The organism is Streptomyces sp. NPDC002537 (assembly GCF_053594975.1).
The window spans coordinates 24,633-38,089 of the sequence record NZ_JBSFWT010000022.1 but is presented as its reverse complement, the minus strand read 5'-3'; the positions used below and the strand labels follow the sequence as shown (position 1 = coordinate 38,089).

At 70.5% G+C, this 13,457-nt stretch carries 12 protein-coding genes; 5 read left to right on the top strand and 7 right to left on the bottom strand.

The window, feature by feature from the left end:
* Positions 1-31 precede the first annotated feature (31 nt).
* The 3 genes from ACWD4A_RS13115 to ACWD4A_RS13105 form a co-directional block, all read right to left on the bottom strand.
* On the bottom strand, positions 32-751 hold the full coding sequence (locus ACWD4A_RS13115) for an iron-containing redox enzyme family protein (protein WP_451193102.1): 720 nt from the start codon (positions 749-751) through the stop codon (positions 32-34).
* A 41-nt stretch (positions 752-792) separates the two neighbouring features.
* Positions 793-1,881 carry a hypothetical protein gene (locus tag ACWD4A_RS13110; protein ID WP_451193101.1) on the bottom strand — a complete coding sequence of 363 codons (1,089 nt, stop codon included), beginning with the start codon at positions 1,879-1,881 and terminating at the stop codon, positions 793-795.
* Positions 1,882-2,199: 318 nt separating this feature from the next.
* Positions 2,200-3,300 carry a hypothetical protein gene (locus ACWD4A_RS13105; RefSeq protein WP_451193099.1) on the bottom strand — a complete coding sequence of 367 codons (1,101 nt, stop codon included), beginning with the start codon at positions 3,298-3,300 and terminating at the stop codon, positions 2,200-2,202.
* 197 nt (positions 3,301-3,497) lie between these two features.
* On the opposite strand from ACWD4A_RS13105, the gene ACWD4A_RS13100 reads away from it, so the two are divergent.
* On the top strand, positions 3,498-5,162 hold the full coding sequence (locus tag ACWD4A_RS13100) for an aldehyde dehydrogenase family protein (protein ID WP_451193097.1): 1,665 nt from the start codon (positions 3,498-3,500) through the stop codon (positions 5,160-5,162).
* 100 nt (positions 5,163-5,262) lie between these two features.
* On the opposite strand, the gene ACWD4A_RS13095 is transcribed toward ACWD4A_RS13100, so the two are convergent.
* Entirely contained in the window at positions 5,263-5,862 is a 600-nt protein-coding gene (locus tag ACWD4A_RS13095; RefSeq protein WP_451193095.1) for a TetR/AcrR family transcriptional regulator, read from the bottom strand.
* Positions 5,863-5,955: 93 nt separating this feature from the next.
* Between ACWD4A_RS13095 and ACWD4A_RS13090 the strand changes: the two genes are divergently transcribed.
* Positions 5,956-6,375, top strand: coding sequence for a DUF4345 domain-containing protein (locus tag ACWD4A_RS13090; protein ID WP_451193093.1), 420 nt, complete (start codon positions 5,956-5,958; stop codon positions 6,373-6,375).
* 208 nt (positions 6,376-6,583) lie between these two features.
* Entirely contained in the window at positions 6,584-7,693 is a 1,110-nt protein-coding gene (locus tag ACWD4A_RS13085; protein ID WP_451193091.1) for an alpha/beta hydrolase, read from the top strand.
* Positions 7,694-7,769: 76 nt separating this feature from the next.
* Here the strand turns inward: ACWD4A_RS13085 and ACWD4A_RS13080 are convergent, their stop codons facing one another.
* The gene (locus ACWD4A_RS13080; protein WP_451193090.1) at positions 7,770-8,315 is read right to left on the bottom strand and encodes a DoxX family protein; all 546 of its coding nucleotides are present in this window, start codon (positions 8,313-8,315) and stop codon (positions 7,770-7,772) included.
* A 275-nt stretch (positions 8,316-8,590) separates the two neighbouring features.
* Here ACWD4A_RS13080 and ACWD4A_RS13075 point away from each other — a divergent pair, with 275 nt between their 5' ends.
* Positions 8,591-9,958: a S53 family peptidase gene (locus ACWD4A_RS13075; RefSeq protein ID WP_451193087.1), complete on the top strand. Its 1,368-nt coding sequence runs from the start codon at positions 8,591-8,593 to the stop codon at positions 9,956-9,958.
* A 250-nt stretch (positions 9,959-10,208) separates the two neighbouring features.
* Here ACWD4A_RS13075 and ACWD4A_RS13070 read toward each other — a convergent pair whose 3' ends face one another.
* Together ACWD4A_RS13070 and ACWD4A_RS13065 are read right to left on the bottom strand one after the other, a co-directional pair.
* A complete protein-coding gene (locus tag ACWD4A_RS13070) occupies positions 10,209-11,072 on the bottom strand; it encodes a TauD/TfdA family dioxygenase (RefSeq protein WP_451193084.1) in 864 nt (287 codons plus the stop codon).
* Between the two features lie 179 nt (positions 11,073-11,251).
* A complete protein-coding gene (locus ACWD4A_RS13065; protein ID WP_451193081.1) occupies positions 11,252-11,824 on the bottom strand; it encodes an RICIN domain-containing protein in 573 nt (190 codons plus the stop codon).
* 400 nt (positions 11,825-12,224) lie between these two features.
* Here ACWD4A_RS13065 and ACWD4A_RS13060 point away from each other — a divergent pair, with 400 nt between their 5' ends.
* On the top strand, positions 12,225-13,451 hold the full coding sequence (locus ACWD4A_RS13060) for a phosphatidylserine decarboxylase (RefSeq protein ID WP_451193078.1): 1,227 nt from the start codon (positions 12,225-12,227) through the stop codon (positions 13,449-13,451).
* The last annotated feature ends 6 nt before the right edge of the window (positions 13,452-13,457 follow it).

Genomic DNA, 13,457 nt, shown 5'->3' with positions numbered 1-13,457 from the left:
TCCCCCGTTGTGCGTGCCGCCGGTGCGGATCTCATGCCTCGAGCGGGGCGGGCAGGTCCAGGCGCTGGTGCGGGTCGACGGTGAGGCGGTGGAGTTCGAGGAAGTAGAGCTGCCAGAGCTGGTAGATGTCCCTGAGGTGGGCGAGGGTGCGGGCCTGGTCCTCGGAGGTGCGGACGAGGCCGGCGAGCACGTCCCAGACGAAGTCGTCGTGGTCGTCGTCGAGGTCGGTGCCGACGTGGGCGCGCTGGCCCTTGACCTTGTCCGCGCCGAGGGACTTCTCCAGGTTGTCCAGCCAGGAGGGCTGGGTGCGGGTGGTGGTGTACTCGACGAAGTAGACGCTGGCGACCAGGGCGAGCGGGCTGTTCTCGTACTCCAGGCCGTACTGGAGGTAGCCGGTCAGGAGCTTGGTCGACAGCAGGGGTTCGGTGCCGTAGATCTCCTCCTTGGTGACGCCGACCTTGGCGAGGTCGGCGGCGAAGAGGGCGTCGTGCAGCATCTCGTCCTCGGTGTAGTGCGCCCACTTCTTGGCCGTGACGGGGTCGGTCTTGGTCCAGTGGCGGAGCGCGAGGGCGTCGACGGTGCGCTTGCGGCGGAGCCGGAGGATGGTCTCGATGTTGTGGCGCTTGTAGTAGGCGAGGTTGATCTCCTTCGCCTCCAGTTGGTGGCGGGCGGAGGGGATGGTCTCGTAGAAGTCCTTGATACACAGGTCGAGGTAGGCGTCCACCCGGGTGCGGAAGTCCCCGTTCTTCATGCGGTCCTCTCCTAGTCTGTCCGGCACTGGCCGACGGGCTGTCAATGGCAGCCGCATCCCGCCCTGTTGGTCCGCCTCAGGCGGCGGGGGGACGCGGTGGCGCCCAGCAGGACCTCGCCGGTTCCGTCGACGACGGCGGAACCGGGGCACAGGAAGGTGAGCGCGAAGCGGGTGAAGGGGGTCAGCCCGAGTCCGAGGTGCACCACGCCGTTCGTCGCTCCGTAGACCTCGTTGAGGCCGCAGTTGGCGGGGACGGTGGCCATGTCCGTGTGGATGCCGAAGCCGAGTTCCCACACGGGCCGGTAGCGTTCGTCGGCGTCCAGGAGCGCGTCGAGGGCCTTGGCGGCGGCCGCGGCGGCGGGGTGGGCGGTCCCGGGGCGGCAGGCCATGATGGCCCCGGCGGTGACGGTGACGACGACGGGGTGCCGGTGCAGCGGCAGCAGTTGTCGGAAGAGGTCCTCCTGCGGCCGGGCGAGGGCCGGGTCGTGACCCGCGTGCACGATCGGCCAGCCGTGCAGGGTGAGTTCGCCGTCGAGGTCGAGACGGCGGTCCGCGTCGAAGCCGGTGATGGGCAGGGGCAGGACGCTGATCTCGCCGCTCGGGGCGATCTGCTGCTCGCCGGGGCCGAGGGGGCCGGCCTGGAGGTTGACCTCCAGGTCCGGGTCGCCGAGGCCGACGGCACAGGAGGTGCCCATGCCGGCGTCGACGATGCGCAGTTCGTCCGCCTCTTCCAGGCCCGTGAGGAACCGGTCGGCGCGGGCGGCCTGTGCGGCCGGGTCGGTGCGTTCCAGTACGGACAGGAAGTAGCGGAGGTGCCCCTTCTCCACCGGTGTCGACCCGCACGGCACGACGGCGATGCGGCGGGCGCCGACGGCGGCCGGGTCGGGCGAGGTCACGAACGTCCCCGGGCGGATCACGAGGAGGTCGGCGGTGTCGGGGACGCGGGTCTCCAGGAGGCTCTGGAGGGTGTCCTCGGGGCCCGCGGCGACGACGAGCGCCTCGGCGTAGTCGTGCGGCCCCTCGATGACGAAGTCACCGGCCGTGGACTCGTCGGTGATCAGGCAGAAGGTTCCCTCGGGGGCGGTGAACTGCCGGTAGGCCGCCGGGTGTACGGCCAGAGGGGGTTCCACGGCTTCCTCCTGGATCGACGACTGAATCGGCGACTGAATCGGCGGGGATCGACGGCGGGGCGGCGGCGGGGTGTGCGACGCTGGGGTTCGGCGGGTGGGCCGGGCATCAGTCGGCCCACCCGCCTCCTGACGCGGCGGGTCCGGCCGCGGCAGGCCTGCGTTCAGCCCGTCGTGGGGCCGGTTCCGCCGTTCCTGCGGGGTCAGCCCAGAAGGGTGCCCAGGTAGTTGCTGTTCTTCTTGACCTTGATCTTCTTGTCGGTCTGCTGCACTGCGGATCCTCCTTCCGGACAGCTCGGTGGCGTTCTCCCGTACGGGAGTTCATGGGCGCGGCCCGGACGCGGAGCCCGGCACCGCGGTGGCGACGCGGTCCTCGGCGTAGCCGCCGTCGACGCCGAGGACGCGCGTCCCGGTGTCGGTGTAGACGGTGGTCCCGGGAGAGATGATGTCGAGGTGGTACTGGGTGTACGGGGTGAGCCCGAGGCCCCAGTGCAGACAGCCGTCCGTGCCTCCGTACACCTCGTTCATCGCATGGTTGCCGGGGAGCAGGTCGAGGCTGGTGTTGAGGGCGTGGCCGATCTCCCAGACGATGCGGTAGCGCGAGTCGACGGCGAACATCGCCTCCAGCATGTCGACGGCCGGCTGTGCGGCCGGGGTGTCGGCCCGCAGTCCGGTGATGGCGCCCGCCTCGACGCGGGCGACGACGGCGCCGCCGGTCATCGCCGCGAGCTCCCCGTGGACGCGGGCCTGGTCCCGGCGGGTGTAGGACGGGGTCCCGTTGTGCAGGATCGGGTATCCGGAGAGGACGATCTCGCCTTCGAGCGGCAGCCGCATGTCCTCGTGGAACTCGGTGATCTCCACGGGCAGCACGCTGATCTCGCCGGACGGCACGATCTGCTGCTCGCCCCAGTCCAGGGGGCCGGCCTGCTGGTTCCACTCCAGGCCGTCGTCGAGATGGCGCAGGACGGCCCGGGTGCCGCGCCGGTCGTCGCGGTAGACGAGGTGGCCGGCCGCTTCGAGGCGGTCGAAGAAGGTGTCGGAGAACGCGCCCTGTTCGGCCGCGGAGGTGCGCTCCATCACCCGGAGGAAGTGCCGCACGGTCTCCGGTGTCGTGGGCGTGGAGTTGCAGGCCATCGCCATCAGTTTGCGCCGGGGTCCGAGGTCCTCGGGGCGCGGTGACGCGAAGAAGGCGTGCGGCGAGATCGCGAGGACGTGGGCGGGTTCGGGGACGCGGTCGCGCAGGACGTCCTCGAACGTCTCGCCCTCGTCCATCGGGACCTTCAGGCAGGTCTTGTAGCCGCCGCCCCCGGCGATCCCGATCTCCGTCATCAGCCCGGGATTGGTCACCAGACAGAACACCGCGCCCTGCGGGTCCCCGAACTGCTGGAGCCGATCGGGGTCGACCACGATGACCGGGCTCATCAGCGACCCACCTCCTGGCGCGGCGCGGACTGCGGAAGTACCGATGCCTTGCAACGTAGGCGCAGCCCGGTCTGCGGGGCGTCTACCGGGCGTCCACGGCGTGTACGCGGGGCCCTGGGGCGTTGCCAACGGGGCGGTGGACCGGGCATGTTCGACGCACTGCTGCACTTTCGAGACGACGGTGCCTGGGGGCGCGTGTGGAACGGACGGAGCCGTCGGCGCTGCGCGGTGCCGCCGCCGAGTGGGCCGCCCTGCCGGTCGCCGGGCGGCTGGCCCTGCTGGCGGCGGTGCGCCCGCGGATCGTCGCGGTGGCGGAGCGCTGGGTGGCGGAGTCGTGCCGGGCGAAGGGCATCGCCCCGGGGTCACCGGCGGCCGGGGAGGAATGGCTCACCGGCCCGTATCCGCTGCTCGCCTACGTCGACGCGCTGGCGGCGACGCTCCGGGCGGTCGGCGCGGGCCGCGATCCGCTGCGGCGCGCCCGGTTCGCGGCCCGGCCCGGCGGCCGGACGGCGGTCCGCGTCCTGCCGTACGAGCCGGCCGACCGGCTGCTGTTGTACGGGTTCCGGGCGGAGGTGTGGCTGGCGCCGGGCGTGGACGAGGCGCGGGCGCGGGCCGGGGCCGGGCGGGGCGCGCGGCCGGAGGCGGGCGGGGTGTGTCTGGTCCTGGGCGCCGGGAACATCAACTCCATCGCGCCGCTCGACGTGCTGCACCGGCTGTACGCGGCCGGGACGGTGGTGCTGCTGAAGCTCAACCCGGTCAACGACTACCTGGCGCCGTTGCTGCGGGACGTCTTCGCGCCGTTCGTCGAGCGGGGGTTCGTGCGGATCACGACGGGCGGCGCGGCGGCCGGGTCCGCGCTGGTGAACGACCCGGACGTCACCTCCGTGCACATCACCGGGAGCGCCGCCACGCACGACGCGATCGTGTTCGGCCCCGGGCCCGAGGGGGCCGCGCGCAGGGCGGCGGGCAGGCCTCTCCTCGGCAAGCCGGTCACGAGCGAACTCGGCGGCGTGGGGCCCGCAGTCGTCCTCCCCGGCCCGTGGAGCCGGGCGGACCTGCGCTTCCAGGCGCGGCACCTCGCGGCGCAGAAGCTGAGCAACAACGGCTTCAACTGCGCGGCCGTACAGGTGGTGGTCGTGCCGGAACACTGGGACGCCCGTGCGGAGTTCCTCGCCGAGCTGCGGGCCGCGCTGCGCGCCGCGCCCGCCCGCGCCGCCTGGTATCCGGGGGCGGCCGAGCGCTGGAACCGGGCGGTCGCGGGCCGGCCGGACGTCGAGCTGCTGGACTCCGCCGAGGTGCCGCGCACGCTCCTGCCCCGTGTCGGCCCGGGCGCGGACGACGCGGCGTTCCGCGGCGAGTTCTTCGGGCCCGTCCTCGCCGTCACGGCGCTGCCGGGCCGTACCCCCGCCGAATTCCTCGACCGGGCCGTGGAGTTCTGCGATTCCGCGGTGTCCGGGACGCTCGGGGTGAACCTGATCGCCCCGCCGCGGACGCTGCGCGCGCTCGGCGCCGGGTTCCACGAGGCCGTGGCGAGGCTGCGCTACGGCACGGTGGGGGTGAACTGCTGGACGGCGGTGGGCTACGCGGTGCCGCGCGCGGTGTGGGGCGCGTATCCCGGGCACACGCTCGCCGACGTCGGCAGCGGCATCGGCGCGGTGCACAACGCGCTGCTGCTTCCCGGGGTGGAGCGGACCGTGGTCACCGGGCCCTTCCGGGCCGCGCCGCGGGCGCTGTCCCCTGTCCCGCCGTGGTTCGTCGACAACCGCACGGCCCACCGGACGGGGCGGCTGCTGTTCGCGTACACGGCACGGCCGTCCGCGCGGGGCCTGGCCGCGGTGCTGAACTCGGCGCTGCGGGGCTGACACCGCCACGCGGCCCCGGCCCACCGCCATGGGACGGTCCGGCCCGCGCGGCCGTACCCGCGGCCGACGGCCGTTCGCCGAACCCCGCGGCCGGGGTCGGTCAGGCGCCGAAGAGCCGGTCGGCGTCCGTGATCGCGCCCAGTGCTCCCCGCAGGGCGCCGACGCACATGTCGTGCAACTGGGTGCGGGAGAACGCCTCGTTCGCCAGCCACTCCACGCACAGCACGCGGACGAAGGCCAGCCAGCTCGTCAGGGCGGCCGAGGCCGCCTCCCGCGAGCCGCCGTCGAGTCCGGTCGCGTCGAGCAGACGGCGTCTCAGTTCGCCCAGTTCATCGGTGATGATGGCCTGGATCACCGGGTCGCCCGCGAGCGTCCTGTTCGCGGCGAGCACCGTGTGCCTGTTCGCGTGGAAGTAGTCGAAGTGGACGTCGAGCCCTGCGGACACCTGTTCCGGCAGGGAGCCCTCCGGGTCGATGTGCGTGTCGGCCAGCAGCCGGTCCGTGGCCTGCCGGTAGATCGCGGCCAACAGGGCGTGTTTGTTGGGGAAGTAGCGGTAGAGCAGGGCCCGGGAGATGCCGGCGCTCTCCGCGACGTCCTCCATCAGCACGTCGTGGTAGGGCTTCGCCGCGAACAGGTGGGCTCCGACGTCGAGCAACTGGTCGCGGCGCTCACCGGGGTCGAGTCTGCGGCGCGTGGTCACGCCGCCCAGACTACTTGACGCGTGTCTACCGGGAGCCCTACCGTCGACGTTAGTAGACACCTGCCTACTAAGGCGAAGGGGTGATCACTCGACATGGCCGGGCTCCTCAAGTGGCTTTCGTGGATTCTGGGAATCGCCTGTGTGGCGATCGGCGTCGCGCACCTCGCCGTCGGCATGAGAGCGGTGCCCGACGGGAGTTCGAGCGGTGCGACGGCGGACAGTCTGGTGCGGTTCTTCGGCGCGGTCTTCCTCGGTTACGGCCTGGCCTGGATCCGGGTGGCCCGGCAGTCGCCGATCCCGTCGAAGGGGGTGCGCCTGCTCGCCGGGATCTTCTTCCTCGGCGGTGTCGGCAGGCTCATATCCTGGGCCGACGTCGGCCGGCCCCACTGGCTCCAGCTGGTCCTGACGGCCCTCGAACTCGGCCTGCCCCCGGTCTACTTCTGGCTGTCGGCCGCCGACGAACGCCGGGCGGCGCTCCGCACGCGCACGACCGCGGACGCCGCGCTGTCCTAGACACGACCGTCCTGGACAAGACGTCTTGGGCACGACCGCCCTGGACACGGCGCGACATGCCCGGCCTCGCCGGTGATCTTTCTCTCCGCGCGCCGGGCACCCGCCGGTGGAACGGATCGGGCCGGATCGCGATCTACCCCGGTGCGCACCCTGGTGCGGTGCGTCCGGGCGGTCCGCCCGGAGCGAAGAGGGCGGGGAGCCACACGCTATGGGGCTGAGGAGTACCAACGTTCTGGTGGTGGCCGTGCTGTGCACGGTGCTGTTGTTCGCCGTGACCATCTGGCAGTGGCCACGTCTGGCGCGCCGGAGCTGGGCGGCGGTCCTGGGCCGGGCGGGTCTGATCTGCGCGGTCCAGGCGCTGCTGTTCTGCTCGATGGGGCTCGCGGCGAACAACACGTTCCTCCTCGTCGGCTCCTGGACCGAGTTGTTCGGCCAGGAACGGGGGTCGGAGGTCCGCGCCGGGCAGTTGACCGGCAGCTCGGAGGTGCAGCTGGTCGGGAGGCAGAAGGTGGACGTCCCGGGGGCCGGAACGCCCCGCGTCGGCGGCCAGATACAGAAGGTCACGGTACGGGGACAGCGGTCCCGGCTCGCCGGCTCCGCCTATGTCTACCTGCCGCCGGAGTACTTCCAGAAGGAGTACGCGAAGAAGACGTTCCCCGCCGCGGTGGTGCTGACCGGCTACCCGGGGCTCGCCGAGAACCTGATCAAGGGCCTGCACTACCCGAAGACGGCGTGGACGCAGGCCAGGCAGAAGAAGATGCAGCCGATGATCCTGGTCATGATGCGGCCCACCGTCGTACCGCAGAACACCCAGTGCATCGACGTCCCCGGCGGGCCGCGGACGGAGACGTTCTTCGCCGACGACCTGCCGAAGGCGGTCTCGGGCACGTTCCGCGTCGGCACCAAGCCGGGCAACTGGGGCTTCATGGGCGATTCCACCGGCGGCTACTGCGCGCTGAAGATACCCCTGCAGCACCCGGAGGCGTTCGCGGCCGGCGTGGGCCTGTCGGCGGACTACAAGCCGGAGGTGGACGGGGACTCCGGTGACCTCTTCCACGGGAACAAGCGCGAGGAGAAGCGGTCCGACCTCCTGTGGAGCCTGGACCATCTGCCGCAGGGCCACTCGTCCTTCCTCGTCACCACGTCCAGGCACGGCGAGTCCAACTTCGCGGCGACACAACGGTTCATCGCGAAGGTGAAGGCACCCGCACACGTCTCGTCGATCACGCTCAACAGCGGCGGTCACAACTTCAACACCTGGAAACGGGAGATCCCGCCCGCCCTGGTGTGGCTCGGCAAACGCCTCACCGCGGACTGAGCGGCCCGCCCGGCCCCGGCCCGGAACGGCCCTGGTCCCGGATCAGTCCCGGATCAGGCCCGGACCAGTCCCGGGGTCAGTCCCGGGTCAGGAGGATCGCGCAGGCGGCCACGCCCGCCAGCACGATCGCGGCGACTCCGTACGAGAGCCGGTGGTCGCGCAGTACCGGCAGGTAGTGGTCGGCGGCGTAACGGCCCGGTCCCGTGAGGGCGATCGCCGCGGCGGCGACGGCCACCAGGAGCGTGAACTCCACGCCGTTCGGCGCGAAGAACCCGCCCTCCCACGTCACGTCGAGCGCGTTGATCATCGTGCCGAGGACCGCGGCGGCCGCGAGCGGGGTGAACAGCCCCAGGAGGACCCCGGCGCCGCCGAGACCCTCGCTGAGTCCGGCGACGACACCCATGGCCTTGCCCGCCGGGTAGCCGAGCTCGGTGAACGCCTTGCCCGTCCCGTCGATCCCGCCGCCGCCGAACCAGCCGAAGAGCTTCTGCGAGCCGTGGGCCATCATGGTCAGCCCGAGCATGAGGCGCAGCAGCAGGATGCCCACGGAGAACGCGGACACGGTCGCGGTCGCGGACGCGTCCGGCGCCCGGCCTGTCAGAGGGTCTTTGCGGAAAGCCATGGTGGGTGCCTTCTTCCTTCCGGGATCCGGTCCGACCCGCCCCCTGGGGCTCACCTACCAGTGTCTCCCCGTACGGCTCAGAGAGCGCATCCTCGGCGGCTCCTGTCCCCGGCGAGACGGTTCCCGCGCCCATGGGATGGCCATGAATCCCCCAAGGATTCGGCGCCAGGTAAAGCATTCGGCATCAAGAACCAAACAGCCTTGTCCTGCACATGACCCTCCCGGTGTGATCACGACAGCCGCACCTCACGGCTCGACCTCCAAGAGGAGACCCGATGCACATAGCCCGCCCCCGGACGCGCAGCCTCGCCGCAGCGGCCGGGACCGCCGCTCTCGTCGCCGCGGCGACGGCCACCCTGCCGGCCACCACGACGACCGCCGCCGCGGCCCCGCACGCCAAGGTCGTCCCGGCCGTCGCCGGACACACGCTGGCCCGCGCCGAGGGCAGCCCGCTCTCGATCGAGCAGTGCCGGGCCAAGTGGAAGATCGCCTGCTACACCCCGCTCCAGTACCGCGCGGCGTACAACCTGAACCCGCTGTACAAGGCCGGGATCACGGGCAAGGGCCGGACGATCGTCATCGTGGACTCGTTCGGTTCGCCGACGGTCCAGCACGACCTGGACGTCTACAGCAAGCAGTTCGGGATGCCCAGCACCAAGGTGCAGGTCGTCAAGTGGGGCAACGTCCCGGCGTTCGACCCGAAGAACACGGAGATGACCGGCTGGGCGGGCGAGACCACCCTCGACGTGGAGATGGCGCACGCCGTGGCGCCCGACGCGAAGATCGTGCTGGTGGAGACGGCCGTCGCGGAGACCGAGGGCGTCACCGGTCTGCCGGAGATGATGTCCGCCGAGAAGTTCATGATCGACCATGGGGTCGGCGACGTCATCTCCCAGAGCTTCGGCGCCACGGAGAACACGTTCCCCGGCTTCGACAAGGGCGACTTCTCCAGCATCAACGACCTGCGGTACGCCTTCAAGGCGGCCGCGCGGAAGAACGTGACCGTCCTCGCCTCCTCCGGTGACGGCGGCGCCACCGACAACACCGCGGACGGCAAGGGCTACTACAAGGAGCGCGTCAACTCCTGGCCCTCCTCCGACCCGCTGGTCACCTCGGTGGGCGGCACCCAGCTGCACCTGGACGAGTCGGGCAGGCGCACCGCCCCGGAGAGCGTCTACAACGACCACGGCGCGGGCGGCGGCGGCCAGTCGCACGTCTTCGCCCGGCCCGGCTTCCAGGACGTCGTGAAGGACGTCGTCGGCGACCGCCGCGGCACCCCCGACATCTCCATGGCCGCCGCGGTCGACGGCGGCGCCTGGGTCTACTCCAGCTACGACCCGACCGCCACCGGCTGGGACGTCTCCGGCGGCACCAGCGAGTCCAGCCCGCTGTTCTCCGGCATCGTGGCCCTGGCCGACCAGGCCGCCGGGCACCGTCTCGGCAACATCCACGACGCGCTGTACTCCCTGTACGGCCGCCACTCGGCGAGCACCGGCATCGTCGACGTGAACGACGGCACGGACAACAGCTACCAGGGCGTCGTCGGCTACAAGGCGGTCGACGGCTACGACATGGCGACGGGCGTCGGCACCCTTGACGCCGCCCGCTTCGTCCCGGCACTGGCGCGGGCCTGCCGCCACTGACACCCGGGGCCCCGCGACACGGCTCCGCCGCGTCGTCCTCGAACGCCGGACGGGCTGGATCCAGCCCGTCCGGCGTTTCGCGTCGCCCGACCAGATATCGCCCGACCAGATGGGGCCGGGGTGCAGACCCCGGCCCTGATCACCTGGGCCGCGATCACCCTCATGACCAGGCGTCTCGCGCGGAAGGGGGCCACCCCCAGTCGGAAGAGGAAACCGGCGCCGGCCAACGTCTGACCGCCCGCCCTGCTCTTCAGTCCACCCACAGACGGGCCAGGCATCTACGGGCGTACGGGGCGGGCGGGTCGGTGAAGGCGGTGCGGCCGTGCAGCACGACGGTGTTGTCCAGCCAGAGAAGGTCTCCTGGGCGCAGGGGAATGCGAAGGACCGCGCAACGGTCGGACAGGATCTGGTCGACAGCGTCGAGGACTGCCTGTTCGTCGGGGGTCAGGGGCGCGCCGGCTCCGTGCTGGGCGCGTTCGATCCCGCGCCTGTTGTAATGCACGCGCAGGCCGGCGCCGTGCCGCTGGAAGACGGGGCGGAGCCGGTCGAAGCCGGCTCCCCGGCCGAAGTGGAAGTCCTGGTAGAGGCGAGGCAGGGCCCAGGGGTTGTCGGTGAGCAGCCTGTTGTGCGCGGTATGGCCGCTGACCAGTAGCGTCTCCCCGCCTTGTGCCGCCTGTCGCACACACAGCAGTCCCAGCAGCCTTGGAGGACGGGGTGCCGGGGTCCGGTCGGTGTGCGGGGCCAGAGCGAGGTCGGTCTTGCCCAGTCCCGCGTTGTCGGCCACGGTGACGAAGCCACCGGAGTCCGCTGGTCTCGGAGTGCCCAGCAAGGCAGCGAGCTGCCGGAACATCGCGGCGCACTCCTGGTCGGTGCGGCCGCCCACCGGCCAACCGCGGATCACGACGAACCCGAGGCCGTTCAGCAGGCGATGGGTGACACGCATGGCCAGATCCGCCAGTGCCGGCTCGGGAGACGCCTCGGTGGATCCCGTGTCTTCCCCCCGGCTGTCCAGTGCGCGCGAGCAAGCGGGCGGCAGCGGGAGCAGCCAGTCCGCCTCGTCGAGGGTGTGTCCGTTCCACGCCGTGGGTGCTTCGACCGGGGCGGGCTGGGTCATCTGCTCATTTTTCCGCGGCGGTTGTCCGCCGACAAGCTCCGTCACGGTCCAGAACCGCCGGACACCGTCCGACGGGGAGGCCGAGTGCCGCCGCACTCGGTGTGTTCCTCAACCTTGGGTCTTCAGGGTCATGGGCGAGCCCTCGACGGCGGACCGTCGAGGGTCTCGTTTTCCGTATGTCAGTTGTAGGACCACCACTGGTTGTCCTGGCCTCCGCAGTCCCAGAGCTGGACGACATTGCCGCGGCCCCAGTCGTAGATGTCCATGCACTGCCCGGAGTTGCCACGGTTCTCGAACCGGTAGGCCCCGTTGGCGGCCACGGATGCGTTCCAGGACTGTGTGCTGGTGTTGTCACACGGGTACTGGACGAGCTGATTCCCGCGGCCCCGGTAGCCGTCGACGCACTTGCCGCTCGAGTTGCTCCGGATCGTCCAACTCGAACTGCCGCTGTTCCACGTGACGTTCCAGGACTGGTTACTGCCGCCATGGCAGCCCCAGACCTGGATCCATGGCCCGTTTCCCCAGTCCCAGACGTCCAAACACTTTCCCGCGGCGTTGGAGCTCATGCTGGTGAGGGTGAACGTCCGTTTGATCGATGGGGCCTTGCCCGCCGCCGGGCCGGTGGCGGAGAGGGTGCTACCGGTCGAGCCAGACGCTACGGGCTGAGGGCTCGCGGCGACCGCCCCGCCGCACAGCGCCACGGCCGCCACCGCGGCTCCCAGCACCGAGCCCGCTCGCTTGAACACGTTCATCCTCGACTCCTGTCACTGGATTCGGGCATGTCCACGACAGTACGGTCGGAGATACCGACGCTGTCGACCCTGTACCGGCCGTTTCCTCATCCGCGCGCTCGCACGGCCACCAGCACGTAGTCACGTCACCCAGGCGCGACGCGGTGTCCGGTATTCACAGGCCAACGGTCGGAGCGCCGCCGGGAACGGCTCGGCTCCAACTCCCGTCACACGGCCGGAAAGTGACGTCGCTTTGAGGGAGCTGGAGCGGCAGTGCCTCCTGGTGCACATGCCTTCTGGTGGCCATTTTGCGCGCTCGCCCCGGCCCCGGGGACACGGCACATTGGGCGGCGGCGCACAGGGCGGCACCGCCACCGGTCGGCTGCCGCCCGGCATCCCCGCACGCGGAAGGAACCAGGAAATGACGCAGAGCGAAGAATCGTATTCGGAGACCCTCGAAGCGTTTCTCGAAAAAATCAAGAGGTGGCACAAAACCGACCACGAGGGTTTCCGGACCATGTACGAGGCGGCGGTCAGGAACGTGGTGCCGTACCCGGACGACACACCGGAAGCCGTGCGGTGCGACTGGAAGAACAAGGACTTCCACTTCCTGTGTCACTTCTTCAAGGAGTGGTACCACTGGCAGCCGGGGGTCAACAGCGGGCTGGACTACATCGAGAAGTTCAGCTGGCTCAACTACGAGAACGAATACGGCATGGTCTTCGTGACCTGCGGTCCGGGCCTCAAGATGATGGCCGACTTCACCCGTCTGCGCGGCAAGCAGATGGACGAGCAGGGTCCGCGGGCGAAGGAGCTCATCAACAGGTGGATCGAAGAGCTCGGGCCGAAGCGCATGGCCGACTTCGAGCAGGAGGACTGGCAGAGCTTCAACGAGTTCTTCATCCGGGAGATCAAGGGGGGCCACGGGCGGCCGGTCGACGCCCCTTGCGACAAAAGCGTGGTGGTCGCCCCTGCCGACTGTGTCATCAACATGATCGTCGATGAGCTGACCGAGACCACGCCGATCCCGGTCAAGAACGTGACCATGAACGTCGCGCAGCTGCTCGGCAACTCCATGTTCGCCGAAAGGTTCGTCGGCGGTACGGCGGTGTCGTGCATCCTGATGCCCGACAGCTACCACCGGTATCACGCCCCGGTGACGGGTGACGTGGTGGAGGCCCGCGACAACCTCGGCGGCGTGTACTACGGGATGCGGGACTTCCCCGAACTGCTCGACAAGGGGAACGTCGGCTACGACTACGACTACGAGATGTTCGATCACTTCCGCCGGGGATACATCATCATCAGGACGGAGTACCTGGATCCCGCGTCGGGAAAGCGAGACGGCGAAGGGTACGTCGGGATGGTGCCCGTCGGCCTCAACTCGATCGCCTCCGTGAATTTCCTGCCCCAGTTCAAGGGCCCGATCGAGACCCCGGTCCCGGTGAAGAAGGGCGACGAGATCGGGAACTTCATGTACGGCGGATCGCTGAACATCCTGCTGTTCGAAAAGGGCAGGTTCCCCGCCCTGCAACTGCTCCAGGGGCAGCGCATCGGGGTCCTGGAGGACCCGGCACGGACGGCCGGGCTGTTCAACCGCTCCTCTTCCTACACGCGGTCCCTGCGGCGCCGCCCCCTGGCTCCCTGACCCCGC